This window comes from Allobaculum fili (assembly GCF_020969955.1).
GTDB lineage: Bacteria > Bacillota_I > Bacilli_A > Erysipelotrichales > Erysipelotrichaceae > Allobaculum > Allobaculum fili.
This window is the reverse complement of record NZ_JAHDSX010000001.1, coordinates 172,420-198,229: the sequence shown is the minus strand read 5'-3', so window position 1 is coordinate 198,229 and position 25,810 is coordinate 172,420. Positions and strand designations below refer to the sequence as shown.

The 25,810-nt window shown below is 48.4% G+C and carries 20 protein-coding genes and 1 CRISPR repeat array; of the genes, 9 read left to right on the top strand and 11 right to left on the bottom strand.

From position 1 onward, the window contains the following. Window positions 1-26: 26 nt before the first annotated feature. Window positions 27-455, top strand: coding sequence for an IS66 family transposase (locus Afil_RS00755; protein ID WP_242745063.1), 429 nt, complete (start codon window positions 27-29; stop codon window positions 453-455). 247 nt (window positions 456-702) lie between these two features. On the opposite strand, the gene Afil_RS00750 is transcribed toward Afil_RS00755, so the two are convergent. The 8 genes from Afil_RS00750 to Afil_RS00715 all read right to left on the bottom strand — a co-directional run bounded on the left by Afil_RS00750 (window position 703) and on the right by Afil_RS00715 (window position 13,375). Continuing rightward, window positions 703-1,956, bottom strand: a complete 1,254-nt coding sequence (locus Afil_RS00750; protein ID WP_230266614.1) for a serpin family protein — start codon at window positions 1,954-1,956, stop codon at window positions 703-705. A 272-nt stretch (window positions 1,957-2,228) separates the two neighbouring features. Continuing rightward, on the bottom strand, window positions 2,229-2,711 hold the full coding sequence (locus Afil_RS00745) for a DUF2752 domain-containing protein (RefSeq protein WP_230266613.1): 483 nt from the start codon (window positions 2,709-2,711) through the stop codon (window positions 2,229-2,231). Between the two features lie 428 nt (window positions 2,712-3,139). After that, window positions 3,140-6,013: direct repeats of the CRISPR family, unit length 36 nt; unit sequence GGCGATCAGCCTTCTGAAATTACAAAGCTCTCAGAC. Between the two features lie 58 nt (window positions 6,014-6,071). After that, window positions 6,072-6,761 (bottom strand): type II-A CRISPR-associated protein Csn2, encoded by a 690-nt coding sequence (gene csn2, locus Afil_RS00740; protein WP_230266621.1) that lies wholly within the window; start codon window positions 6,759-6,761, stop codon window positions 6,072-6,074. 5 nt (window positions 6,762-6,766) lie between these two features. Then, on the bottom strand, window positions 6,767-7,072 hold the full coding sequence (cas2, locus tag Afil_RS00735) for a CRISPR-associated endonuclease Cas2 (protein WP_255658113.1): 306 nt from the start codon (window positions 7,070-7,072) through the stop codon (window positions 6,767-6,769). Window positions 7,073-7,079: 7 nt separating this feature from the next. Next, complete coding sequence (gene cas1 / locus Afil_RS00730) at window positions 7,080-7,973, bottom strand: type II CRISPR-associated endonuclease Cas1 (RefSeq protein ID WP_230266612.1); 894 nt, start codon at window positions 7,971-7,973, stop codon at window positions 7,080-7,082. Beyond that, complete coding sequence (gene cas9, locus Afil_RS00725) at window positions 7,970-12,154, bottom strand: type II CRISPR RNA-guided endonuclease Cas9 (RefSeq protein ID WP_230266611.1); 4,185 nt, start codon at window positions 12,152-12,154, stop codon at window positions 7,970-7,972. The genes cas1 and cas9 overlap by 4 nt, the downstream gene beginning before the upstream one ends. A gap of 511 nt (window positions 12,155-12,665) precedes the next feature. After that, window positions 12,666-12,959 (bottom strand): hypothetical protein, encoded by a 294-nt coding sequence (locus tag Afil_RS00720; RefSeq protein WP_230266610.1) that lies wholly within the window; start codon window positions 12,957-12,959, stop codon window positions 12,666-12,668. 101 nt (window positions 12,960-13,060) lie between these two features. Beyond that, window positions 13,061-13,375, bottom strand: a complete 315-nt coding sequence (locus Afil_RS00715; protein ID WP_230266609.1) for a hypothetical protein — start codon at window positions 13,373-13,375, stop codon at window positions 13,061-13,063. 165 nt (window positions 13,376-13,540) lie between these two features. On the opposite strand from Afil_RS00715, the gene mraZ reads away from it, so the two are divergent. The 4 genes from mraZ to Afil_RS00695 all read left to right on the top strand — a co-directional run bounded on the left by mraZ (window position 13,541) and on the right by Afil_RS00695 (window position 18,071). Continuing rightward, complete coding sequence (gene mraZ, locus Afil_RS00710; RefSeq protein ID WP_230266608.1) at window positions 13,541-13,972, top strand: division/cell wall cluster transcriptional repressor MraZ; 432 nt, start codon at window positions 13,541-13,543, stop codon at window positions 13,970-13,972. Window positions 13,973-13,987: 15 nt separating this feature from the next. Beyond that, a complete protein-coding gene (rsmH, locus tag Afil_RS00705) occupies window positions 13,988-14,932 on the top strand; it encodes a 16S rRNA (cytosine(1402)-N(4))-methyltransferase RsmH (RefSeq protein ID WP_230266607.1) in 945 nt (314 codons plus the stop codon). After that, a complete protein-coding gene (locus tag Afil_RS00700; RefSeq protein WP_230266606.1) occupies window positions 14,907-15,221 on the top strand; it encodes a PilN family protein in 315 nt (104 codons plus the stop codon). Before rsmH ends, Afil_RS00700 begins: the two co-directional genes overlap by 26 nt. A 363-nt stretch (window positions 15,222-15,584) precedes the next feature. Further along, window positions 15,585-18,071, top strand: a complete 2,487-nt coding sequence (locus Afil_RS00695; protein WP_230266605.1) for a penicillin-binding protein — start codon at window positions 15,585-15,587, stop codon at window positions 18,069-18,071. A gap of 143 nt (window positions 18,072-18,214) precedes the next feature. On the opposite strand, the gene proC is transcribed toward Afil_RS00695, so the two are convergent. The 3 genes from proC to Afil_RS00680 all read right to left on the bottom strand — a co-directional run bounded on the left by proC (window position 18,215) and on the right by Afil_RS00680 (window position 20,608). Next, window positions 18,215-18,997: a pyrroline-5-carboxylate reductase gene (gene proC / locus Afil_RS00690; RefSeq protein WP_230266604.1), complete on the bottom strand. Its 783-nt coding sequence runs from the start codon at window positions 18,995-18,997 to the stop codon at window positions 18,215-18,217. Continuing rightward, window positions 18,990-19,952 (bottom strand): alpha/beta fold hydrolase, encoded by a 963-nt coding sequence (locus tag Afil_RS00685; protein WP_230266603.1) that lies wholly within the window; start codon window positions 19,950-19,952, stop codon window positions 18,990-18,992. The genes proC and Afil_RS00685 overlap by 8 nt, the downstream gene beginning before the upstream one ends. 305 nt (window positions 19,953-20,257) lie before the next feature. Then, window positions 20,258-20,608: a hypothetical protein gene (locus Afil_RS00680; protein ID WP_230266602.1), complete on the bottom strand. Its 351-nt coding sequence runs from the start codon at window positions 20,606-20,608 to the stop codon at window positions 20,258-20,260. A 362-nt stretch (window positions 20,609-20,970) separates the two neighbouring features. Between Afil_RS00680 and rsmD the strand changes: the two genes are divergently transcribed. The 4 genes from rsmD (at window position 20,971) to Afil_RS00660 (ending at window position 25,570) form a co-directional block, all read left to right on the top strand. Further along, window positions 20,971-21,528, top strand: a complete 558-nt coding sequence (gene rsmD / locus Afil_RS00675; RefSeq protein WP_230266601.1) for a 16S rRNA (guanine(966)-N(2))-methyltransferase RsmD — start codon at window positions 20,971-20,973, stop codon at window positions 21,526-21,528. 160 nt (window positions 21,529-21,688) lie between these two features. Then, window positions 21,689-22,126 carry a hypothetical protein gene (locus Afil_RS00670; protein ID WP_230266600.1) on the top strand — a complete coding sequence of 146 codons (438 nt, stop codon included), beginning with the start codon at window positions 21,689-21,691 and terminating at the stop codon, window positions 22,124-22,126. A gap of 420 nt (window positions 22,127-22,546) precedes the next feature. Continuing rightward, window positions 22,547-24,553, top strand: a complete 2,007-nt coding sequence (locus Afil_RS00665; RefSeq protein ID WP_230266599.1) for an ATP-binding protein — start codon at window positions 22,547-22,549, stop codon at window positions 24,551-24,553. A 312-nt stretch (window positions 24,554-24,865) separates the two neighbouring features. After that, on the top strand, window positions 24,866-25,570 hold the full coding sequence (locus Afil_RS00660) for a response regulator (RefSeq protein WP_230266598.1): 705 nt from the start codon (window positions 24,866-24,868) through the stop codon (window positions 25,568-25,570). Window positions 25,571-25,810: the final 240 nt, after the last annotated feature.

Sequence of the window (25,810 nt, the reverse complement as noted above, 5' to 3'; positions counted from 1 at the left end):
CCTGCTTTGAAAGACTCACAAGAGTCATGATGGAGATTCAGAGTGGATTCGAGGAAAGAAGCACCGCCTACAGAGCAGCCAAGTACTTCATGGATCGAGCGAACTCGTTGGGAAGGTACCTGGAAGACGGTGATTATCCGATCGACAATAATGTGGCAGAAAGAGCCGTAAAGCCATTCGTGATCAATCGCAAAAACTTCCAGACTACGAAGAGTATCAAAGGTGCGGAAGTCGTCGCAGCGTTTATGACTTTGTTTCGATCGGCTGAAATGAACGACTTAAATCCAGAGCGCTACATGGAGTACGTTCTGGATGAACTCAAATGGTTCAAAGACGATGAAATCGCGGTAGATGTATTGAAGTCACTTCTGCCGTATTCAAAGGATTTACCTGAATATCTTCGAATTGGATACCGTGGACCGGATCCGAAGTATGAAGAAAACGATGAAGAATAAAAAATACGCCAAGCGGGATCTCGAAAGGGATCCCGTTTAGCGTATCTAATATTCAGTCTCGCGTATACCCGTCGATTGTTTGACACTTACTTTTGAATGACGAGAAATGTTCAGAGTGCGCAGCGCCTAAACGATACGAAAAAGGCGGTTTCATCGAATTTCAGAAACGTTCGACGAAGCCGTCTTTTCGCAGTTTGAAGAATACAGAGGAACGTCTGAGAATCGCTCTCCCCCTTTTTACCGTTTTCTACTTCAAGCCTGCAGATTCAGTTGGTATTGAATTCTGAATGCCTATGAAAACGGGGGTTCCGGTTTCGATATCCACAATCAAATAGAGGAACGGCCGGTTGCAGGCAATATAAATTGGATCTTCCTCGACACGAGCCGACTCTTCAACCATCCCGACATCGGTCGCCGCGGCCGCTTTTGTTCCCTGGGCATTCAGCAAAAGGCGGCTTTTCTGATTTACAGCGCCGATCTTCAATTTCGTGGATTTAGACATCCCTGAGAAATCCGCGAGATCGCTGAAAGGCAGATCCATACCCAGCTTCTGGAGGGCGTCCTTTAAAGAAAAGGCGCTTTCCACTTCAAATGGCGGCATTGTGGCGTGCACATCCCGCTGCTGCGGAGTCTGAATCGCCTTTTCGAGTCCACTGCTGTCGATTTTCTGAAGGGCTTCATCGATCGTCTTCTGCTCATCTTTGGGAATGAGCGCGCAAAGCGCATAGCGTCCGCCTTCATAAGGGCGCATAAATCCGTGGACGCTGCCCGCATCCACATACTGATCTTCGATGCTTAGCATTGCGTCGCATTCCTGACTTTCGCCACTGGCGGCCGTGAAAGTGAAGCGCGTAATATCTTCCGACTCGTATGAGGTTTGCCATTTTGCGTCAAAATTTATGGCGTTCAGCAAAAGCAGACTGAGCGATTCAATCTCGCTGGAATCGACCATCTTAGAAATCTGTCCATCCGTTTTCTGACTGACCCAGTCATTAATCTGATCCGCCGCTTTTGAATCGAACGCCGACTCGAAGCCTTCCGCATCATAGTCCTCTTTCAGAACATCCAGATAGGAAGAATCGAGCTCTGTATCTTTGACCCAGATCGAATTGGCTATTTGCAATTGTCTGTTTTCGCCTTCTGCGGACTGAATCGCGCTCGCCGATAATTCGCGCATCGTCTTTACGTCTGTTCCCAGCGTTTTTTCGATTTCTTCAAGCGTCTTCCCATCAGCACCCTGCGCCGCCATGCCCAGCGCGAAATAGGCGGAAAGCGGGGAGACTAGCGCGTCTTTTCCATCCTCATAAAGCTCGTTAAATAAATTCCAGGAAAAGGTGAAAAGCGAAGCTTTCTGCTGATCCGAAAGCTGAACAACTGCGGCTGGCTGCTGTGCAGAATTTTCATTTTGTAAAGATTCAGAACTGCCCTTCTGAGGTGCAGTTGTGCATCCGACACACGCCAGGCAGGCTGAAAGCAGAATAAAAGCGGATTTCTTTTTCATGCTGAAAATCTCCTTTCCAAGTTTATGCGAATTGAGAATTTGGATTGTTCCTGTATTCGTAAAATGTATTTTTTAAGCAGATCCCTATTCCTGATTCCATTGTATCGGGCGCTTTGTGCCGCCTTTTTAACATTCCCTGAAAATTTTCAAAACTTTATTCGCCATTCTCCAATCCAACTGGCTTCCGCTGTGTGAAGGCTCGCAAATGGAAAAAGCCCTGGATCATCCAAGGCTCTTCTTCCATTTATTACAAATCTGCCTTTCCATAACGGCTATCTGAATAGCGCGACTGCCCGTCCTAGCAGATTTCCTGCATAGGAATCCATCGGCCACGCCGGAAAAACTGTAATCATCCGAAAAATATAAATTCCAATCGTGATTGCGGTGACAAATCCAAATAAAACTAAAAACCAGTTCTCTTTCAATCTGCCGGTCCACCAGGCAAAAATTGTGCACAGGACAAATGGAATCCAGATCCAGATCGCCGGATTATAAATTGTCGCTTCATAAAAATGAAATGTCAGCAGAGAGAAAAATGCGTGGAGCATTCCGCAGCCTGGACACGGCATGCCAAAGGCAATCTGAAAAATGCAAGTTCTTCCAAACATAAGGTAGCCGAGCGCACATGCTGCACACAGAGCAACTAATATCAAAAGCATCTGCTGAATCTGTCGTCGCGTTGGTCGGCTTTGCTTTTTTTCATCGTGCATGGGTTCCAAAACCTCTGCAGTTGTGAGCTCAGGGATTTTTCTCATGAATTCTGACGTCAATGGCGGTGGATAGAGCTTAGTTTGATGTGAACAGTCTGACGTTTTTCCGTTCGATTTAAATGGCATATTCAGAACAAGCCCTCCCTTATATTTATCTACCAGTTTCTACTTATCATCTAGTTCTGTTCCAAATCTGCATTTTTTAACTTGCTAACTGTCGAGCACACCCAATTGATATCTGTCTTAATAAACAACTTATCATCGTGCATAGCGTAAAGGAATAATTCTATTCGGTATGATCAAAACAGTTCTAAGGCAAAAAGCCATTGGAAAATATTCTGTCTATTTTGTTTAGAAACAATTACTCAAAATACTTCTTAGAAATTTCCAGGCAAGTGAATTGGTTTGATTACTGTCCTCCTGAAATCCCAATGCTCTCAGACTTACGCTCAGCTTCCACCGATTTCTCCCGTGGCGACCAGCCTTCTGAAATTACAAAGCTCTCAGACAAGGCACTCTTACCGGAACGATTTACGTGCGGCGATCAGCCTTCTGAAATTACAAAGCTCTCAGACGAATCTGCGTCCATAGAAATCGACACAGAGGGCGATCAGCCTTCTGAAATTACAAAGCTCTCAGACAGTGAAACGGGCAGATCCGAAAGTTACAACGGCGATCAGCCTTCTGAAATTACAAAGCTCTCAGACCAGTACATACAGAAGACTGAGTACCGGGAAGGCGATCAGCCTTCTGAAATTACAAAGCTCTCAGACAGACGAAACGCCGGACGACGAAAAAGAGAAGGCGATCAGCCTTCTGAAATTACAAAGCTCTCAGACTCGTGCGAGCGCACGATTCCAGAAGTCAAGGGCGATCAGCCTTCTGAAATTACAAAGCTCTCAGACAGAGGAACGGAAAGCCCGAACCGCTGGCGTGGCGATCAGCCTTCTGAAATTACAAAGCTCTCAGACACGACCGCAGTTGCCGTCATGATGAGTTTTGGCGATCAGCCTTCTGAAATTACAAAGCTCTCAGACACTTAAGCCAGGTTATCCTCAAGCGAGACTGGCGATCAGCCTTCTGAAATTACAAAGCTCTCAGACAAGCTCTGCGATCTGCTGCGTCTGAACTGCGGCGATCAGCCTTCTGAAATTACAAAGCTCTCAGACACCGCGTATTGGGAGGGGAACTCAGTGACTGGCGATCAGCCTTCTGAAATTACAAAGCTCTCAGACACCATCGATCAGTTTAACCTGGCGTTTAAAGGCGATCAGCCTTCTGAAATTACAAAGCTCTCAGACCTGCAAAGCTCCAGTATGTTCTGTACCCAAGGCGATCAGCCTTCTGAAATTACAAAGCTCTCAGACAGTCGGAACTGCTGACCGTTGACGGTCATCGGCGATCAGCCTTCTGAAATTACAAAGCTCTCAGACATACAAATGTTTCGCGTTTGGCAGCACTGCGGCGATCAGCCTTCTGAAATTACAAAGCTCTCAGACTTGGCGGCTTCCAGCGCGCTCATACTTTCTGGCGATCAGCCTTCTGAAATTACAAAGCTCTCAGACCAAATGCGCGCGGTGCCGGCTATTCTCCGGGGCGATCAGCCTTCTGAAATTACAAAGCTCTCAGACTGGATCGACGATTCACAGGTAGTGATCGAAGGCGATCAGCCTTCTGAAATTACAAAGCTCTCAGACCAAATGCGCGCGGTGCCGGCTATTCTCCGGGGCGATCAGCCTTCTGAAATTACAAAGCTCTCAGACTGGATCGACGATTCACAGGTAGTGATCGAAGGCGATCAGCCTTCTGAAATTACAAAGCTCTCAGACCAAATGCGCGCGGTGCCGGCTATTCTCCGGGGCGATCAGCCTTCTGAAATTACAAAGCTCTCAGACTGGATCGACGATTCACAGGTAGTGATCGAAGGCGATCAGCCTTCTGAAATTACAAAGCTCTCAGACACGATCGAAGAGAGGGAATGAGAATGACAAGGCGATCAGCCTTCTGAAATTACAAAGCTCTCAGACCAGAGGGGAACGACTGCACGGGATGCTTTTGGCGATCAGCCTTCTGAAATTACAAAGCTCTCAGACCAGAGGGGAACGACTGCACGGGATGCTTTTGGCGATCAGCCTTCTGAAATTACAAAGCTCTCAGACCAGCACCACCCTTCACAGAGTCATGAACGAGGCGATCAGCCTTCTGAAATTACAAAGCTCTCAGACCGCCAGGCTGGTATCGGTATGCCCGTAATAGGCGATCAGCCTTCTGAAATTACAAAGCTCTCAGACAATTATTAAGAACTGGGGCGCGGAAACAACGGCGATCAGCCTTCTGAAATTACAAAGCTCTCAGACTGACCTACAGACCGCCACGACATGGATTCGGGCGATCAGCCTTCTGAAATTACAAAGCTCTCAGACAAGGGTCTGTCGGCGACTGGCTGATGGTGGGGCGATCAGCCTTCTGAAATTACAAAGCTCTCAGACCTGAGGATGTGGCAAAAGGCTACGTCCTTGGGCGATCAGCCTTCTGAAATTACAAAGCTCTCAGACCTTGCTAACGGCACGCCAGCGGTTCGGGCTGGCGATCAGCCTTCTGAAATTACAAAGCTCTCAGACGCCTGCTTGAGCATGGCGCCCATGCCTTTGGGCGATCAGCCTTCTGAAATTACAAAGCTCTCAGACTACACCGTCTCGAACCCGTCAAAATCAAAGGGCGATCAGCCTTCTGAAATTACAAAGCTCTCAGACCGCGGGAAGTGCCTATCCATTTCTCTCTCAGGCGATCAGCCTTCTGAAATTACAAAGCTCTCAGACCCAAGAGGTACCCGGTCGGCGGGTATTTCGGGCGATCAGCCTTCTGAAATTACAAAGCTCTCAGACATGAATTCCTTTCTGTTAAAATTTGAATGAGGCGATCAGCCTTCTGAAATTACAAAGCTCTCAGACTGAATGAGCAGGCCATCCGGGCATTGAAATGGCGATCAGCCTTCTGAAATTACAAAGCTCTCAGACCTTGCTAACGGCACGCCAGCGGTTCGGGCTGGCGATCAGCCTTCTGAAATTACAAAGCTCTCAGACGCCTGCTTGAGCATGGCGCCCATGCCTTTGGGCGATCAGCCTTCTGAAATTACAAAGCTCTCAGACAGATTCGACAGTTTCCCAGCCGCGTCTTTGGGCGATCAGCCTTCTGAAATTACAAAGCTCTCAGACGGGACATCCCGCAACCCAGCTTCCGTTTTCGGCGATCAGCCTTCTGAAATTACAAAGCTCTCAGACGTGGTCTACGACAATAAGCAGGCTTTCAGCGGCGATCAGCCTTCTGAAATTACAAAGCTCTCAGACCTCAAAAAGAATATTTTGTTTGATAAAACAATCTTTTTAGAGCATCTTCACCGAGCTTCTATCTTATTATCCTGCTTTTCTTGATCAGGCAAAGGTCGGAATCAATAGTTAAAACATTTTCGTTGGGATACGCTTTTTCATCTGCTGATTCTATAAAGAGCAGGACGATCTTTGTCTGTATGGAGGTTTTAACAATCTCGTCCAATTCTGTCTCTGTGTAAAAAGAACTGGGATGGAGAAATACCATCAGCCGGTCGCGAAGAAGCTGCGAACTGATTTTAATCCATTCCTGGATTACGCTCACATCATCTTCGCCGGCTAAATTTGGGGAAAAATGGAAGTTGCAGAGCTTCAAAAAGCCATTAATATCCCCGTTAAAATCTGAAGCGATTGTCAGATATGGCAGTTTTTCCATCACAGCTTCCGAGAACCGCCCAAAAGTGGCCAGCATCTCTGTTGTGACTAATTCATAAACCTGACATATCTGACGTGCTTCTTTTATAACTGCATTGGAAACCTGTCGAGAGTTAAAATCGACAGAGCTCGGATTGCTGATTATTTGGATTTCAGATGGAGAAATCCATTTGGATCCTTCTCCATCCAAAAACGCAAATTCCTCAGATATTCCGTCGCAAAAATCGTTAAGATCTTTTACAAACTTTCTGAAGTGAGCTGGATTCTCCAAGCAAATCGTTAAAGGCTGATTTTCAGAAAGCTGTTCAGATATTCCGAAGGGCGAGTAAGCCATTAAACTCACAGAATCACCACGCTCTCGATTGACGAAACTGTATCCGAAACTGATTCTCCAAGAATGTATATGATTCTCGCATACTGCTTTTCAGTAATTACGAGCGCTTGGACCAATCCATCAGGAGGCTTTACTTTTTTGACATAGGAAATTGCTGCATCAGCCGCTTGCTGATTTTGCACCAGTTTCACATAAATGCTTTCCTGCATCATAAAGAAACCTCCTTTCAACAAGTTCGTACGAAATATCCGATAATCTTTGCGATTCTTTGGAGAGACCATGGGCAGATCGTACATAACAAGCACTCTCATATAACGGTTAATCATCCATTCCCAACTCCAGATCGAATTCGCAGAAGCGGATACGGCTGCAGTCTGCTGTTTGTAACGCTTCGAAAACGCTTCGGATATAGATTCCTAACCCGTTAATCAGTTTTTCAGAACGATTTGCTACCCGAACTGGCAGTGATAGTAAGCTTAAAAGGATCTGCTTTTCGCGGCTGCCAAAGCTAATGATCCGATTTTTCACGACTAAATAATCTATCAGCACTCGCAGCGGCTCCATCAGATCACATCCCAGATTATATGCATTCACTGAACTGCAATGTGATATGCCTAGCTGTGTTAGATAGCCATTTGCCGATATTTCTCGATCGACTGCCGCTAATAATATTGCGTATCCATAATTTAAAGCCGCATTTCTGCCCGTATCTTCTCTCCGTGAGAAATCTGTGCCAAACAAACCGTTGAAATACACTTTTGCCGCTTGTCCTTCTCGATTTGTCGGATCACCAGGCTCTATTTCCTGAGCCAGAGTTTCCAGCTGAAGCTGCCTGTCTTTCAATTCCAGTCTGGCCAGTAATTTTGCCTGATTCAGTATCTTTTCTTTAATAATTTCTCGCCATACATCATCCATGACATATTCGTTGAAATTGATTTGCTCATAGATTTTTCGGCTCGAATCATGCGATCCGTAATAGGGGATGAGTTCTCCAGCCGGCTGCCTCTTCTCATTACAGAAAATCACTTTGATTTTTCTTTTCATAAGTTCATTCAGAAGGTAAGCAGTCATAGATACGGCAGTACTCTCAATCATCAGCACCGCTATCTCATCCAGGAACACCTTCTGAATCTCATTGCTTCGAACAACGAGATAATTCATCTGGAAATCCAGTTTTGAATTTGAACTGATGACTACTGTTCTCCAGCTCATACTTTCATCAAGTCAATTTCTCTGGAGAACAGCCCTGTTACCGATTGCAGCACAAGAACACATTCGCCCGCGTTTTTATTCTTATCGCCTGTCTGTTTTCGCCAAGTGGACAAGTTTCGGCCCAGACGAGGATCAGGCAAAAATCTGAATTCACTATGGTCTTTTGCAAACTCATCATTCCAAGAGTTAAAAGACTTTAGAATCTTATAAAGCACTTCAATTTGCTCTTTTTCCGAGAGACTTACAAAGGCAGGGCGTGCGCTTTCCAGTTTTTTAGAAATGGTGTTTTCGGCAAAAGCTCGAGGGATTTTCTCAAAAATCGGTGAAGAAAATTTTGCAATCAGTGAATCATAGAGCTCAATATTTCTTCTTTTGGAAACCGACTTTAAATAGAATTTATATTCCCCATTATTGTCTGGCCAAATTGCTTTTGAAAGATAGATCTGATCCTTTGCCGGCAAAATCAGTTCAACTGCATTTTGGAAGATGAGGCGCACATCAGATCTTCCTGTCAGCATCAATGGATACCCATTGATACGAAGGAGACTTTTGGGATGGATATTCATCAATCTCACAGAAGGAGCTTCCAGATGCAGAATGTCGCGACAATAGATATCCAATTCTTCCTTTGTTGTGTATCTCTGTTTATCCACGAGAGTCAGCGGCAAAATCATTCGTTCCCTTTTATTTTTTATTTGACATTCGACCAGGAAGAACGTTGCCCCTCGGACCTTGTCATAGTATCCATACTTGCCTGGATCCGCTGCATCTCGTTTTCTGGAAATATAGTAGGTTCCTTCTTTTCTCTCTTCGGCTGGGCAAAGCTGCACATCGCTAAGCGATCCGCGATTAGAAACCGTTCGGCGGGTAACCAGCGGAGTTCCTTTAAAGGCGACTCTTTTTACTGTGGCGATTGTTCCTGCTTCTCCTGGAACCCATGCAGATTCTGATCCGCGCGTTACCGGGTAGTCATAGAGCTTTTTCAAATTATATTTTTGCGTACCGTCTCTGAATTCTTTAACAAAGCGAACGGGGCTATCGGTAAAGCGAACAGAGAATACATTTCCGACTACGATATTGAGATAAGCATCGACCGCATGATGGAGATTGTTCAAATCTCTGATCTTAGGAATCTCAAACTGTTTTCGGAAGGCGCTGACATTCGACGCTTTCGAATACACGATCTGAGTATCTGGAGATGTCTGTTTAAGAATCGCAGCGAGAACTTTCGTACCCTGACGGGTTTCTACCAGCTGACGATTGATAAAACCTGCCAGTTCATCATCTGTGAATCCGGTTCTTCTTGTTAAGCGATTGAATTTTTCCTGCGTAATCAGACCCGCCTTCAGCCACTGTTTCCACAGAGGCGTCATTTTCGCCTGAATTTCCAGAGGCAAAGGATATCGATCTTTCTTCAGATCGCTGTTCGTTTGTTTGTTGGTGAGCACAAGATTGTTTTCGAGAGAATCATCTTTTACCCAGCGCTGTGCGTAGATATGGTCAATATCATATTCGCTGTTTGTCTGGAGCAGTTTTTCAAAATCAATTGGCTGACCAGTGTAGGCATCGCGTCCCTGCTGAGTCAGATAAAGATAGACCTTTTTTCTTTGAAGCAGACTCTCTTCCATGTTTTCAATTTCTGAAAGCCAGTGATGGGTATCATCTTTAATCGACTTATACAGCTCTTTGAATCGATTCTTTCGGGATACTGTCCGCTTTCCTTTTTCCTGACTCTCCCTCGCCATTTCGACAAACACTTTTTTAGGCGCCTTTCCCATCAGACCTGTGATTTCGCGGAGAATTCTGATCGTTTGCCAGATCATCCGTTTAACAGGTCCAGACAGGTAAAGTCCATCCAGATCCTCATGGCTGATTTCAAAAAGCGATTTCTGTTCTTTAGCAGCGTTTTCGGCAATTGTCTTCCGGAATGAATACTTATCGCTCAGAACCTGCATTAGATTATCGTTTGTCGACCAGAGGAATCCCATTACTGTCGATTCGTTTCCTTGAGAATCCGTTCCTTCCATTTCGAGGAATTCTCTTGAGCATCTTCCCCAGCCGTTGAATCGATTTCCAAGAATCCGCTTAATCTGTTTAGGGGTTAATTCCGGGAATTCTGAGCAGATTGCTTTTTTCAAAAAGGAACCGCCCTCTTCGTAAATAGTGGACCAGTAGACAATTTTTTCCGCCATTGCTCTTTGGGAGTCATTAAGCCGTTCCGTTCCCAGCACTTCGCAAAAGAATCGTTCTGTTCCCAGTTTATTTATGAAGTCTCCATCGATTCCAGAAATCACAGCTTCGGCAGCCTGTTCGTGATCCATTAGCTGGGCTTCAACGAGGAATTTTCGAATTTTCTTCTGGGTAACTTTTTTCCCTTTCAGGAATTCACTCTCGTACAGTCGCTGCTTAAGCTCAGGCGTGAGAGGATTTCCATCGATCTTCAGATTATTCAGCTCATTGAGAACCTTGAATTTTTCGTACAGCAAAGAATGATCCGGCAGCACCTGGTATTCAGGAAGATACGTACACGTCCGAAGCATTCGGTGAATGAACGCTCGCGAGGTTGCTTCCTGATTAATCTTCTGTTCCATATTCCATGGATACACTGGTCCAGCGGTCTGATTTTCATTCCAGACTACCCATGACGTGCCAGACTCTTTTCCCTGACCAAGCGGTCCAATATAGTACGGAATGCGAAATGAAAAGAGCATGGAAAGACGTTCGGCAAGTGTGTACCCGGATTCATCTTTTTCACGAAATTCGGGGAAGATCATCGAAGCGTTCTCAAGAATCTTATTCAGTTCCTTCAGATGAACCTGATTTGGGATAACCCCGTTTTTGCTGGTCATCTGCTTTGGCATGAACTGATTGAGTTCAATTTTATGAAGGATATCCTGCTTCATCTCTTCCAGTTCCGCTTTATTAGATTCTGATAATTCTTTGAAATCCAGCTTTTTCAGAACTTTCTTTACCCCCTGGTAAAAATCATCCTGCGTGATCTTGGCTCCTCTTTTCTTGCCTGCGCTCGATGAATTCACAGAGCCGACATAGCCAGAATAGTTATCCGGCTTGGCGGGATATTCACGGAAAAACGCATTAAACGCTTTTTTATCCGCAGCCTTAAGAAGCTTTTTCAGCTGTTGTAAATCCTCGCGATGCTGCTCATACTGGCTGACTCTCGCCTCCGCAAGATACGAACAAGTCTGACCGCTTCGATCTTTCAAAATCGATTCCAGCTGCTGCCAGTCAAAAATCTGCGCAATGGATTCGAGCAGTTCTATTTCGGGTTCGGTGAGACGATCCGCAATTTCCTGGATTGACTCTTCAAGATCTTTTTCGCGTAAGGAAATCGAAAAGCTCTTCTGTTCTTCTGTCCGCAGCGGATGTTCAGGCCAGATTTTAAACAAATCTTCCTTTTTACCGCAGAGAAGTCCAAGAATTGCTTTTATTCGATTTTTCTCTTCTTTGGTCCATTTTCTGGAGGAAGAGTCCTTCATGAATAAGTCAATGAGCTTGCTGGATTTTTCGCTGATCGACTTGTTCTTGTCGGTAAGAATCTCTTTTACGGACTCAGAAGCTGGGAAATCAACGTGCGAGGAGACTCCATCCTCTGTGTCCTGCCACGTTTCATTTACACAGTCTGCAAACTGCTTATACATTTCATCGAAATCGGCAGATGTATCATCGAATTTTCCATTGAGCAGGAAATTGCCTCTGTGCTTGAATTTCTGTTCGATCACAATCGCATATTCTCGTGGATCCGTATGCTTTTCCGGATGACGAATCATATCGACAATGAGGTGGGAAACTGTCGGATATTTTTTATAGAATTCGGAATCAGACATCCCATTTTTCCCAAAGATCGAGTACTTTTCTTTCGACGTTTTATCTTCTTCCCAGAGCATGCTTTCCTCTCTGCGAAGATAGAAATCAGGGTCTACGCGGTCGATCAAAGGAGACAGCGATCTGCGCACATACTTAATCCGTGCCTGCATCCGGTCTGTTCGACGTCTGGCTCCTCGGCTCAGCCTTCGATCCGCAGCTGTTTTTCCTTCTTCGAACAGCCGAACACCTGCAGCATCGTGACCCCGAATTCGCAGCAAATGATAATCCGGATCTGTTACCGCCCAGCCAACGGAACTTGTTCCCAGGTCAAGCCCAATGTAATAATCTCCATTCATACTTCATTTCCTTTCTTGACGGACAAATGGTGTTGCGTTACAGTAAACCTACAAAGCGAGTTCAGATAAGGATCCTTAACCGGAGCCGTATTCACATTTGAGAGCATCGTGCTCTTTTTTTTTGCGCTTTTTCGAATAGCTCGCTTTGCGTGATGCATTACTTTTACAGTGTACATCCTCATAACGGCTTTCAAGAATGAATTTCGACATTTTAACTGTTTGAATAACTGATTAACCTATTATTTCAAATACTTCGCCACGAGGATTCTTTCTTTTATACGTTTCGTTCCGGAGCAGCTGCTTCTCTGATAGGCCTCTGAATATTTCCGGCATCTGAATATCTATTGAGAAATAAAATTCGCCTTCTTCCAGACTTCGGGATTCCTGTCCTTTCGACAGAAAGCACTTTGTCTTTGGAAAAAGGCGATTATTTTTTTGGATTGATCAAACTGGTCCTGCAAGCGAAATTTCTCCGCTTTCCTATGCAGCTCTTATTGAATGAAGAGAGTATCTATTTTCGATTTGGCTGTTCTTTTTTCCAGTCTTCCCAGGCTTTGCGCAGACTGGTTTCCTTTTCAAAAAGACGATTGATTCCGTGCATCAGTTCGGGAGTCATGCCTTCCTTTGCTTTCGCATTCAGACTCTGGCGTTCTTCCTCGAGTTCCTGCATCGTCCAGACGTAAATGTCATCTGGATTTTCATTCATCTGGATCGCCGTCTGAACAGGATCTCCCTGCGCATCGAGTACTTTCTGAACTTTTTCTTTCTGCTGATCGCTTAATGGTTTTGAAAAATCGATTTTCATATTCAGTCTTCCATCCTTTCTGCTTCTGCTCGTTATCCGCGGGCAGAACAATTCTGTATGGCTTATCTGAATTGTACGACTCGAGGAAAAATACAGTCTGGTCATATTGAGCAAAATGCCAAAAGGAAAACAGAGCCTTTTGGCCGCATCAGCAGGCATTGCGCGTCAATCCTTAATCCGGCGCTCCCAAAAACGATCCGTTTCTGAGGAAAAGCTGTTTTGATCCGCTTCCACTTTCCTTCTGCTCTGTCGTTTTCTGGCTTTCGTCCGCTTCGTTCAATTTGGAAAAAGCGGGTCTTTTTTCTGCCTTTTTGCGCCCGTTTTGGAACCGTTTCTGCCTTGCGGTGGGAAAGTGTGGTCAAAAGCGGCTCTTTCCCGCCATTTTGTCCCACTTTCCCTTTTTCTAAATTTGTCAAGCACTTTTTCAGGCTTTATTTAAAGCCAATTTTAAAGGTCTTTAATTTTTGACTCTTTCTTTTAATCTTGTCCCGTTTTGGGATTTGAATTGAGAAAAGAGGGTGCAGGGGGTATAATGCACCTACAAAGTAGGAAGTTGTGTCAGAAAGTGGGGGTGATGACACATGTTCATGGGCGAATACACGCACAACATCGACCGTAAGGGGCGGTTGATCATGCCCGCTAAATTCCGTGAAGAACTTGGCGAGCGCGTTTACGTCACTCGCGGCATGGACGGCTGCCTCAATGTCTACACGCTTGAAGAATGGACCAGCGTGTACACAAAATATTCCTCCCTCCCTTCTACCAATCCGGACGCACGCATGTTCATGCGTTTTTTCATGGCCAAAGCGACCGAAGTGGAACCCGATGCACAGGGACGCATCCTGATTCCCGCTTCTCTGATCGCCGAAGCTGGACTGGTGAAGGAATGTTACGTTATCGGTGTTGCTAACCACGTGGAGATCTGGGCCAAGGAACGCTGGCTTGCTCTTCAGGACGAAATGCTTCCGTCCTATGAGAAGTTTGCAGAAAATCTGACCGGACTTCTCGATTAGTCCGGAGGTTTTGGAATGGAACATATCAGCGTGCTTCTTAAAGAATCGATCGATTTGCTGGAAATCCGTGAAGACGGCATTTATATCGACTGCACCCTTGGACGCGGCGGTCATTCGAGCGAAATTCTCAAGCGAATTCCGCACGGTCACCTCTACGCCTTCGATCTGGATCAGCAGGCGATTGATGAAAGCCGGCCTCGGCTGGAAGCCATCTCCGATCGGTTCACGCTGATTCACGCGCCTTTTGAAGATCTGGACCGCGAACTTGACCGGCTGCACGTCGGAAAAGTAGACGGAATTCTCATGGATCTTGGCGTATCGTCTCCGCAGTTTGACGATCCCGAACGCGGCTTTTCCTATCGATTCGATGCCCGTCTGGACATGCGAATGGACCAGAGCCAGACTCTGGACGCCGCCTGTATCGTCAATACCTATTCCCGCGAAGAACTTCTTCGTGTTTTGCGGGAATACGGCGAAGAGCCCAATGCGAATCGCATTGTCAACGCGATTCTTCAGGCTCGAGAAGTAGCGCCGATCGAAACAACCTTTCAGCTCAGCGATCTCATTCGGCAGGCTCTGCCCGCCGCTGTTCTGAAGAAAAAAGGCCATCCGGCCAAACAGACCTTCCAGGCGCTTCGCATGGAGGTCAACCGCGAACTTCCGCAGCTGCGCAGTGCGCTTGAACAGGGACTGCGAAGACTGAAAGTCGGCGGCCGAATGGCTGTGATTACCTTCCATTCTCTTGAAGACCGCATAGTCAAGCAGGCGTTCGCGGCGGCTGCACTGCCCAAAAAAGTGAATCGGCGCATTCCAATCGCAGGGGATGAAGAACTGGAATATCGCTTAATCAATAGAAAACCGATTCAGTCTACGGCAGAAGAGCTTGAAGAAAACAATCGCGCGCACAGCGCAAAATTAAGGGGAGTTGAACGAATTGCAGACAAGGAAGAAAACGCATAAACGCGCTCTGCGATCGAAGAACAAGTATGGGTTCTGGAAAAAGCTCATCATCGCATGTGCTGTGATCACCGGTATCGGTGCTTTAACCACCCGTCTTTTCGTTCGTCAGATGAGTACGACAAAATCGGTGGAAAACCAGGCACTCGTTTCGCAGATTAATGAAAAAAATACGGCGATTTCCGATCTGCAGACCGAAATCGCTCAGCTCGAAGAAAAGTCCCGAGTACTTGGAATGCTTGAAGGTCAGGTTTCAGACAACCAGGCCAACGTTTACTACTATTCCAAGTAACCGGAACTGCTTTAGCTTCAATTTCTGTTTTGTACCTTGCAGAGCAGCTGACAATTCTCTGTCACTCAGAGCGTTCCAGCTGCTCTTTCCTTTTTTTCTTCTGCTATTTATCTTCCTTGCACGTATTCATCTTCCCTGTACGCATACTGCTCTGCCGCTTGCGCAGAGCGCTCCAAAAAAAATCACCCTGCAGATCCTGCACGTTTTGTAAGATTTAAGGTCGTTTTGAAAAATCGGTTTATTCTGTAGGGCGGAATATTTTATTCACGAAAACATCTCCTCTCTTTCCTTTGGAAAGCCCCATATCGGCGTACTGAAAAAAAGAAAAGAGAGTATCCATCTACCATACGAAAGGAGGCTGCCATGGCCCGCAATAAAAAAGAAAACAAACCTGCAGCCAGAAAAAAGCCTGAGGCATCCCCAAAGAAAAAACGGGGAATCTTAACCTTTGACTCGCGCATTCGCCTGATGGGCGTTGTGTTTTTTCTCTGTATTGCCGTATCCGTCAGTGCTGTCGGCATGACCATGATCAGCAAGCAGCATCTGTGGACCGGATACAGCGTGCTGAACCCCGCCGTTCGAAATTCGGTAATCACCCAGACGATTTCCGGATCGCGCGGCGACATCGTCGATCGAAACAATCAGATCATCGCCACGTCCGCCAAGGCCTACACCATCGCAGCCAACTTCGACAACCGTACTCCGGACGAAAAAGAACGCGATGACCAGATTATCCAGGGCCAGCGCGATAACCTGATCAGTCAGGGCAAGGCCAGCGGGCAGAGCGAACAGGTACAGGCCGCTCTGGAAGCAGCGGACGCCAAGCTCGTCGACGCGTACGTCGAAGATCCCGAAGCGTTCGCCAAGGCGCTCAAGGATGTCCTTGGCGACGTCATTGACGAAGACGATATTCTCAAGCGTCTGAAAAACGCGCAGGAAAACGGCTACTCGCAGATTGAGCTGGGTACCGGCACAAAACGCATTACGGAAGAACAGAAACTCCGCCTCGAATCCATGAAAATTCCCGGCATGAGCTTTATCGAAGACGTTCGCCGTACCTATCCGACCACGCCGCTTTCTTCGCAGGCCATCGGCTTTGCGACCAACGATGACAACACCGGTACGATCACCGGCCGCTTCGGGCTCGAACAGACGATGAACGCCTATCTGAGCGGCAAGAACGGGCTGCGTCAGTACACTGCTACGCAGGCTGACCAGATCCTGCCAGGAAGCGAAACGATTTTGCGCGAAAGCGAAAACGGCGACAAAGTCAAGCTGACCCTTGATCTGAACCTCCAGGAAACGATCGAATCGGTTCTTTCCAGAACCATGAATGAATCCAATGCTTCCCAGGCGTGGGCCATTGTCGTCGAGGTAAAAACCGGCAAGATTCTCGGCTGGGGTTCCTATCCGACCTATGACCAGAACACACACCTCGTTCTGCCGGAAACCGCCGACAACATTTCGCAGGCTCTCTTCGAGCCAGGTTCCGTTGTAAAGCCGCTCGTCTACGCAGCTGCCATCGACTCCGGCGTCTATCCCTCAGAAGATACTTACTATCGCGCCGGATCGTTTTACTACACCGTCGATCCGGTCACAAACAAGATCACCCGCGTCGGCAGTCAGGCCGAAACGCAGTATCCGCCGATTAACGATGCGCTGGGCACAGACTACGGTACGCTGACCTTTGCGGATGGTCTTGCACACTCCTCTAACATCGCGATTTGCGAATTGCTGACCAATTACCTCGATCAGCAGACGTTTGCCAGCTATCTCGACGCCTTCGGTCTGTATAAGCCCGTCGGCTCTCCGTTCATTAACGAACTGACCGGGGTCGGCAACTATTCGCAGGCCACCGACTACCTTTCGACTGGTTTTGGTCAGGCCTCTTCGCTGACCGCCCTGGAACTTTGTCAGGCGTATACCGCGATCTTCAACGATGGAAAAATGATGAAGCCCTATCTTGTGGACTCCATCCTCGACAGCGATACCGGCGAGGTCATCGAACAGTTTTCTCCGGAATGCACCGGCCATCCGATTTCAGCCCAAACGGCACAGAAAGTCCGTCAGCTCATGGTCCATGTCGGCGATGCCGGCATGACCGGTGAGCGATTCACCATTGACGGCATCGACATTGCAATCAAGACCGGTACGGGTGAAATTTACAATCCGAATATTGGCGGCTATGACAAAACCAACTACACATCGACCGTCATGGGCGCCGCTCCTGCCGACGATCCGCAGGTGATGGTTTTCTGGGGCATGCAGGGGCCGAACTATCTGAACTATTCGGGAAGCTACTTCCAGGACATCATGAAAGCCGCACTGAAGACTGCCGGCGTCAACTATGACAATGAGCAGTCCGATTCGGCAGATCAGAGTACCTGGACGTCCTGGACCATGCCGACGCTGACCAGCCACACGCGCAGCTATGCCGAACAGAAACTGGGCGAAATGAGTCTGAAATCCCTGATTCTGGGCAATGGCGATACCGTTATTGGTCAGTATCCGGCAGCGGATTCCACGGTCAATTCGCAGGACCGCGTTCTCTTAATGACGAACGGCGATGAAATTGTCATGCCGGATATGACCGGCTGGACGCTCAAGGATGTGACTGCCTTCTGGCAGCTGACCAACATTCAGGTCAAAGTCAGCGGATCCGGCAAAGTTGCCTCCCAGTCCGTCCCGGAAGGCACGGCACTGCATAAGGGCGACACGATCAGCGTCGAGCTCTGGCAGCAGGAAAATCCGCTCAAAGAGCCGGATTCCCAGACGGATTCCGCAGATTCTTCCAGTTCCACCCAATCGTCCTCTTTGCCAAAAGAAATCGGCGGAACGTCCAATGGATAGAGCGGAAAGCAGATCACGTAAATCCGAAAACCAGACGCTTACAATTCGATACACTGAACTAGAAAAGCCAGCGCAGCTTCGTCGTTTCCCGACGACAGATCTGCGCTGGCTTTCGTTTGTATTTGTTTTTCGGCTTCGATTTCCTACTTCTTTTCCTCGATGGCTTCGATCGCCTCGATCACCGCTTTGCGGAATCCGTCTTTTTCCAGAGTGACGATACCGCGAATGGTCGTTCCGCCCGGCGAGCAGATTTCATTTTTAAAGACAGCCGGTTCCATTTCATTCAGACTCAGCATAGCTCCGGCTCCATACACGGTGCGGGCAGCCAGAGACGCTGCTGTTGCGCGCGGCAGACCGTACTTCACACCGGCATCCGCGAGGGCTTCCGCAAAGAGACCGAGAAAGGCCGGGCCGCATCCGGAAATAGTTCCGGCAATGCCAAAGAGGGCTGCCGGAACCGGAACGATCGAGCCGAGCGGCTCGAACAGGTCTTCAAGAACCTTTGTATCTCGTTCGCTCATCGTGTTCGGTTCTTCCACGATCAGGCAGCCGACCTGAACCATCATGGCGGTGTTCGGCATTACCGATACGTGCGCCGCATACGGCAGCCAGGCGTCCAGCTTTTCGTGATTGATTCCAGCGGCCAGACAGATGACGAGCTTGCCGTCGACCCAGTCGCGGCATTCGCTCAGGACGCCTTCGACCTGCGCGGGCTTGCAGGCAAGGATAATCACATGGCTTGCCTCGCAAAGCTCGTGGAGCGTCTTCATCGGCGTTACGTCGTATGTTTTGCAGTTGCGGCAGAGCTTGTCATAATGCGGCGCATACGCCTGCACATGAATTCGATCGAGCAGGCCGGCATTTTGCCATCCGGCTGCGATCGCCTGCGCCATTTTTCCAAAACCAATCATTCCAACTTCAATCATTGCTCTTCTCCTTTTCTGCCCCGGCAGCTTTTTTCTTTTCTTCCAGAATGCGATTTAAAAAATGATAAAAATCTTCGTAAACCTGCGTGCGGTTGATTTCATTGAGAATTTCATGCCGCATCTGCGGATACAGCTTTGAGCGGACATGCGTATATCCGCGCGCCATCAGATCCTTTTTCTGTTCTTCAAACGCCTTTGGCGATCCGATCACCGGATCGTTTTCTCCGGCCGCAAACAGAATCGGCAGGCTTTTGTTTTTCATCTGCCAGCCTTTGGGTGAGTACACTTCTTCGATCATGACAAGAAGATTTCGATAGCCGTTCAGCGTAAAGGGATTGCCGCAGAGCGGGTCGTTATTAAACATTTCCACTTCATCGGTATCCGTACTGAGCCAGCGGTTGGTCTGATTGCCTTCAATTCCCTGATCAAACGCGCCTTCGACCATTCCGGCGACACGTTTGGAAATGTGTCGATCCCCGTACAGACGGCTGAGCACATCCACCAGCATCCGCCCGGCTTTTGCTTTCGGATTTCTCCAGACTGGTCCAGACAGAATCAGTCCGTCCAGTTCTTCGTCATGCGTCTTGAGATACTTTCTGGCGCAGAGGGTTCCCATGGAATGGGCGATCATGAAAAAGGGAACGTCTGGATAGCGCTCGCGAAGATCGGCATTGACCGCATCCAGATCTTCAACAATCGCCGTCGCCGTACTGTCATAAAAATAGCCCAGGTCGAGCTCAGCGCGAATGGATTTTCCATGGCCGCGATGATCGGCGGCTACGCAGGCGATATGATTGGACGCCAGAAATTCCATGAAATGCAGGTAGCGTTCCTTGTGTTCCTGCATGCCGTGAACGATCTGAACAATGGCTTTTACCCCGTTTTCCGGAATGACTTCGACCACATCGAGCGGAAGCTGATCATACCGGGAACGAACGGTTCTGTACTGTTCCATATTTATTTACCCCTCTTTCGTCTTAACGCGTAGTTTCGTTTTACTCGCATGTTCCCCGATTCTTTGTATGAATTCGGGACTTTCCTGCCTTGTCTATTGTATCCGCTCTTCGCGTCAATGCGAAAGCCGCTCCCTTTTGCGCAAAGAAAAGCAGATCGGATCTTCTTTCCAGAAAAGGTGAACTGTTCTTACCGTCTGGAAAAAAGACCAAATCTGCCTGTGAAGCGTTTCATTATTCATGGGTGATTCATGGGTGATTCATGGGTGATTCATGGATGCTGCCCGAGTGAGCCGGACGCTGCGTTTCAGCTTAAGGCTTTCGCGATTTTCTGGCACGTCAGACAGTCAAGTCCGTGTTCATCGCCCTTGGTCGAGATGGCGATGGCGCGCACCTGCTGCCAGGCGGTGTCGCTTTCTTCGCTTTCTTCTGCGTAGCGGGAGTTCAGGCTCCATTCGTTTTTGCAGGGCATGAGCCGGATCTGCGGCAGCCGGCATTCGATCTGCGCAATGTAGTTCAGACGGCTCTGATCGTCCATATGGGTATCGGTCAGAATTTCATAGATCAGTCCGTCATCCTGCTTCTGATTTGCGGCGCAGACATTTACAAGAATGATCAGCCTGCTTTCGAGATGTTTCTGAAGGATCCTTGAATTCATGTCATCGCCTCCTTTATGCGGCATTATTTCTGGCAATCCTTTGATACTTCCATTGTGATCGCGGATTTTCAATTCCACTAGTCGTAGAAAAAAATATAAGAATTTTATAACGAGAATCATCAGAACAGGACAATTTTCTATCCAAACTGGCCGCCTGGATGGAAGCGTTTTCGCAATTGGGATAGACTAAGCGGACCTTTCCGGCCGGAAAAAGCCCTATTCCTTTTTATACGGGCACGTGTGATACGATACAAAGAGGAAAGGCGACAGGAATTTCAAGCGTTCCCTGCGCCGGCTTGCCTTTTCTTTTATACGATCGCAAGCCGTGAAAAAAGCAGGAGAGAGAAAGCAGGTGATAGCTTATGCGCATAATTTCCGGTTCGGCGCGCGGCAAAATCATTGAAGCGCCCGAAGGTCTGGATACCCGGCCCGTTACGGATAAAATTCGTCAGGCTCTTTTCAACATCTGGCAGTTTGATATTCCCGGCAGTTCCTTTCTCGATCTGTTTTCCGGCTCCGGCTCCATGGGGCTCGAAGCCCTCTCGAGAGGCGCCGATCGGGTCGTCATGGTCGAAAAAGGAAAAAAGGCCGCCGATGTCATTCGACGGAATCTGAAAGCCTGCCATTTCGAAAACAAAAACTGTACGCTTCTGGAAAAAGACGTCTTTCTGGCGATTGAACAGCTCAAAAGGAAAGGCGAAAAATTCGACCGGATTTATCTGGACCCGCCCTATACCGTCGATTCCATTTTCCACCCCGTTATGGAAGCCCTTGGCGATGCAGAACTTCTGAATGAAGATGGAGAAGTGGTGATCCGTACGCTTCACACGAAGGAAATGCGCGATGACTACGTAAAGCTGCACCGTTACCGCACGAAAAAATGGGGAATTTCCACCGCCCACTTTTATAAAATTCGATAAGAAAAAAAGAAACCAAAAAGGACAAATAAAACGCAGGAAAGCCGCGGCCTCTTTACTTGAAAGCCTTTCTCGAAAGGTTTACCCTAATCGTCGCGGGGGGGGCGATAAAGACAGAACAATCCGTCTTTACAGGTCCTGCCTGGAAGTTGAGGTTAATGCGATGCGCCGCTATATTCCGAAGGAACAGCTGATCTTGACGCTTCATCAGATCATCGATTCCGAAAACCCGGAACTGCATTCAATTTATAAGCAGATCATTCTGCTTCGTACTACCAAAGACACAAAAACGTATTCCCATGCCGTAAACATGCTGATCTGTCCAAGACTGATCACGCTCAGCATTCTGAACATTCTCGCGCTCAGTTTCGCCGGCATTTATTTCAATTCGGCTTTGCAGACGAGCCTTCCCGCCGGTTTTTCCGGTGTATGTCTGCTTCTGATCATCGCCTTCACGTTCGCGGAAGGTTTCCGCCTGATTCGGCTTCTCGGCCAGATCCGGCAGGCTATGCGCTACGTCCTGGTCGATGAACTCTTTGCCAGGAAAATTCTGGTGCTTCAGAAACCGCAGGAAGCCCAGACGGCGAAAGCAGCCAAATAAGACTGCTTTCGCTTTTTCTTTACGCAAAAGCCATGCGGCTGACCGATGCTTAACGGCACCTTTATGTCAATTCGCCTATACTGGACTCATACCATCACACTATTCAAATATTCATAACCGTTTTGGACCGATACTGGTCCGGTTTCTTCCCGCTTTTACAGACGGCTTCGTTCGTTTTTTCATTTTGTTTGCACCAAATCTTATTCGAAATGCCTCTATGGCGTTAAGGATGGATAATCATCTTTTACAAATACCTTTTCGATGCATCTTTTTGAAAAGCCCGCGAATGCCCTGTAGACAGCGCGGACTCTTTTCGCATCCAGGGCCTGTTTTCCTTTCTCTTTGGCTTCTTTATAAAAAGCAGGGGAACGGGAAAAAGGCGGAAGAGGAAAAAAGAAAGTTTAGAAAGGCGGTGATTTCATGGCCCTTTCGCAGTCTGTGATCGGACAGACGCCTTTGCCAAAGCATGTGCATGTGGTTGTTGTTCTGACAGCGGACGATGCCTGCAGCCAGGCAATCGACAGCGCAGCCCTGCTCGCCCAAAAACAGGACGCCCTGTTTTCGGCCGTGTATGTAGACACGCCGTATTATCGATCCGTTTCGGAAGCGCGCAAAACCAAGCTGCACGACGCGATTATTTACGCCGCGCAGGCCGGCGCCAAAATCGAAATTTTATCCGGAACCGACCCGGTGTATCAGATCGTCGAATTTTGCAAGTCCAAGCGCGTCAGCCAGCTGGTCATTACCAGGCCAGTCCGGCAGACGGGACTGAATCGCTTTCGCAAGTCGATTGCGGTTTCGCTGATGGACAGTCTTCCGGACGTGCATATCGTGACCGTGCCAAGTGCAGAGCGCACGCACATTCAGACGCAGGGACTGGTCAAGCTTTCCACCAGCCAGTTTTTCCGTCAGCTCGCGATCACCGTGCTCGTTCTTTTTGCGGCGACGGTCGTCGCTTTCCTGGTCGATTCCACGGGTGCGGACGAAGCGCTCCTGGCGCCGATTTACATGCTTGGCGTTCTGATCTGTTCCGTATCGTCCACTTCGCTGTTCTGGCCGATTTTCTCGTCGACCGCAGTGATTATTCTGTTCAACATTTTGTTTGCGTCGCCTCGCGGAAGCATCGTCTACTACCAGACTGATCTGACCCTGGTGTTCGCGATTACCTTTGTCGCCTCGGTCATCGCCGGCGCGATGGGCATGCGCCTGCATCAGGAATCCGATCAGGCCAACAAATCGTCCTGGCGCACCCAGGTGCTGCTCGAAAACAGCCAGCTGCTTCAGGAAACGGAACAGACCAGCGAGCTGATCCCCGCGGTATGTACGCATCTCGCCGGACGCATTCACCGCGATATTCTCTTCATCCCGTATGACGGTCTCGATTTTCAGGAAGCAGCCGCCTATCCGTCGAGTTCGATGTATCCCGTCCATCTGCCGATCGGCCAGGCGGACCGGGACGCGCAAAACGAAGCGGTAAAAATCAAGGACGCCGCCGGCAATCACACCCTCTATTTCAGCGATGCAGCCTATCTGTATTTTCCCTGGAAAATGGACGGGGACGTCATCGGACTGGTCGGCATCAACGGCGGTTCGGATGTGATCGAAGGCTATGAATACATGATCCTCGATTCCATCATTCAGGAAAGCGCCCAGGCGCTGGAAAACCGCATCCGCTCCGAAGAGTTCGAACAGATCCAGCGCGAAGCCGAATCCAACCGGCTGCGCTCCAATATTCTTAAAGGCATCTCGCACGATCTGCGTACGCCGCTGACGTCCATTATCGGCAACGTCACCGCGGCGGAAGAAGGCAAGGATTTCCTGACGCGGGAAGACCTTTCCGACATCTGGCGTACGATCAAAGCCGATTCGCAGCTTCTGTCGAGCATGGTGGAAAACCTGCTGACCGCAGCGCGTCTGGACAACGGCACGATGCCGGTGCATCCGCAGCTGGAAGTGATCAGCGAAATTATTGACGCCAGCCTCGACTTCCCGAAAATTTCCAACGAAACTCATCCGCTTCAGGTGGATATCGATGACGATCTGCTTCTGGTCAATGCCGATCACGGTCTGATCTCACAGGCGATCACGAACATGGTGCTCAACGCCATCTACCACACGCCAGCCGGCACGCAAGTCCGTCTGCACGCCTATGAACAGGACGGCTGGGCCATCGTGGACGTCGAAGACCAGGGCCCGGGCATTCCCGATGCGGAAAAGCCGGCGATCTTCGATCTGTTTTATACCGGAAGCAAGGGAAATGTGGACTCCAACCATTATCTGGGACTTGGCCTGTTCCTGTGCAAGTCGATTGTCGATGCCCATCAGGGCAAGCTGACTGTCCGCGACAATACACCAGAAGGTTCGATCTTTACTCTGGCGCTCCCCCTGGCCGAAATGCCCTCGGGCGATGTGCCGGATCTGGGATAAAGCAAGCCTGTTTCTAACAAGCCGTTTGTTCTGAATGAAAAGCCGCTGCTTACGGCGGCTTTTTCATCACTGCCGTATACCCGCTTCGACTGGGTCTGAACCCGGATCATTCCGGCCGTTTTGCGAAAACAAACACGCCGGCAGCCTTGCCCCTCATTCAGCGGCGCCGGTCAATCTGTTATACTTATGTAGGCATATCTGCGTGGATTCATACGAAATTTCCATATCCCAAAGACGGAAATTTTCCCCGTCGCGCAGATCGTGCAAATCTGTATCTTTATCCCATTCGCTGGAAGGAGACGTAATTCTCTTATGAATACAACAACTGTTCTGGTCGTCGAAGATGACAATTCCATTCGCAACCTGATTGGTACCACTTTAAAGTCGCATAACTATAAGTATCTGATGGCTCCCGACGGCAAAACCGCTATTCTGGAAGCCTCCACACACAATCCCGATGCTATTTTCCTGGATCTGGGTCTTCCGGATATGGACGGCGTCGATATTATCCGCAAAGTTCGTACCTGGTCGAATGTCCCGATCGTTGTCATTTCCGCACGTACCGATGACGAAGATAAAATCGCCGCGCTCGATGCGGGCGCAGACGATTATCTGACCAAACCGTTTTCCATTGTGGAACTGCTGGCTAGACTGCGCGTTGTTGAACGCCATCTTTCCAACCAGCCGCAGTCTTCCGTATCGACCTCGGTATTCACCAACGGTCCGCTTCGCATTGACTACGCATCCAATCAGGTCACGATCAACGGCAACGAAGTGCACCTGACCCCGATCGAATTCAAGCTCCTGACGCTGCTTTCCAAAAACGTCGGCCGCGTTCTGACCCACAACTACATCACGCAGCAGATCTGGGGTTCGAATTCCGATAACGAAATCGCCTCCCTGCGCGTCTTCATGGCCACCCTGCGCAAGAAGCTCGATTCCAAATCCGGATCCGGGGGTCCGCATTTCATCCAGACCCACATCGGCGTCGGCTACCGCATGATGAAAGTGGAATAAGACGATCCAATTTTCTTTCCCGTTTCCAGCTCAGGCTTGAAACGGATAGATCCCATTCAAAACTTCATACCCCCGAAGCGTCCATACAGAGCGCTTCGGGGGTTTTGCGTTTCCCGTTTTGGGAAGATCCTGGTCTGGATCGGATTTTGTGACCATTTTGATCCAGATCAGATGTCTGGTTTTAAAAAACAGTACGTTTCTTTGGCAGGTCGGACACCTGGTATACACTGATAAAAACCG

Bases quoted from the DNA above. Each gene is read 5' to 3' on its own strand.
- cas9 (WP_230266611.1), bottom strand. From the start codon at position 12,154: ATGAATGGAGATTATTACATTGGGCTTGACCTGGGAACAAGTTCCGTT.
- rsmH (WP_230266607.1), top strand. From the start codon at position 13,988: ATGGAACATATCAGCGTGCTTCTTAAAGAATCGATCGATTTGCTGGAA.
- Afil_RS00665 (WP_230266599.1), top strand. From the start codon at position 22,547: ATGGCCCTTTCGCAGTCTGTGATCGGACAGACGCCTTTGCCAAAGCAT.
- csn2 (WP_230266621.1), bottom strand. From the start codon at position 6,761: ATGGCTTACTCGCCCTTCGGAATATCTGAACAGCTTTCTGAAAATCAG.
- cas1 (WP_230266612.1), bottom strand. From the start codon at position 7,973: ATGAGCTGGAGAACAGTAGTCATCAGTTCAAATTCAAAACTGGATTTC.
- Afil_RS00685 (WP_230266603.1), bottom strand. From the start codon at position 19,952: ATGGAACAGTACAGAACCGTTCGTTCCCGGTATGATCAGCTTCCGCTC.
- Afil_RS00750 (WP_230266614.1), bottom strand. From the start codon at position 1,956: ATGAAAAAGAAATCCGCTTTTATTCTGCTTTCAGCCTGCCTGGCGTGT.
- cas2 (WP_255658113.1), bottom strand. From the start codon at position 7,072: ATGAGAGTGCTTGTTATGTACGATCTGCCCATGGTCTCTCCAAAGAAT.
- Afil_RS00670 (WP_230266600.1), top strand. From the start codon at position 21,689: ATGCGCCGCTATATTCCGAAGGAACAGCTGATCTTGACGCTTCATCAG.
- Afil_RS00695 (WP_230266605.1), top strand. From the start codon at position 15,585: ATGGCCCGCAATAAAAAAGAAAACAAACCTGCAGCCAGAAAAAAGCCT.
- proC (WP_230266604.1), bottom strand. From the start codon at position 18,997: ATGATTGAAGTTGGAATGATTGGTTTTGGAAAAATGGCGCAGGCGATC.
- rsmD (WP_230266601.1), top strand. From the start codon at position 20,971: ATGCGCATAATTTCCGGTTCGGCGCGCGGCAAAATCATTGAAGCGCCC.
- Afil_RS00755 (WP_242745063.1), top strand. From the start codon at position 27: ATGATGGAGATTCAGAGTGGATTCGAGGAAAGAAGCACCGCCTACAGA.
- Afil_RS00745 (WP_230266613.1), bottom strand. From the start codon at position 2,711: ATGAGAAAAATCCCTGAGCTCACAACTGCAGAGGTTTTGGAACCCATG.
- mraZ (WP_230266608.1), top strand. From the start codon at position 13,541: ATGTTCATGGGCGAATACACGCACAACATCGACCGTAAGGGGCGGTTG.
- Afil_RS00720 (WP_230266610.1), bottom strand. From the start codon at position 12,959: ATGAAAATCGATTTTTCAAAACCATTAAGCGATCAGCAGAAAGAAAAA.
- Afil_RS00660 (WP_230266598.1), top strand. From the start codon at position 24,866: ATGAATACAACAACTGTTCTGGTCGTCGAAGATGACAATTCCATTCGC.
- Afil_RS00680 (WP_230266602.1), bottom strand. From the start codon at position 20,608: ATGAATTCAAGGATCCTTCAGAAACATCTCGAAAGCAGGCTGATCATT.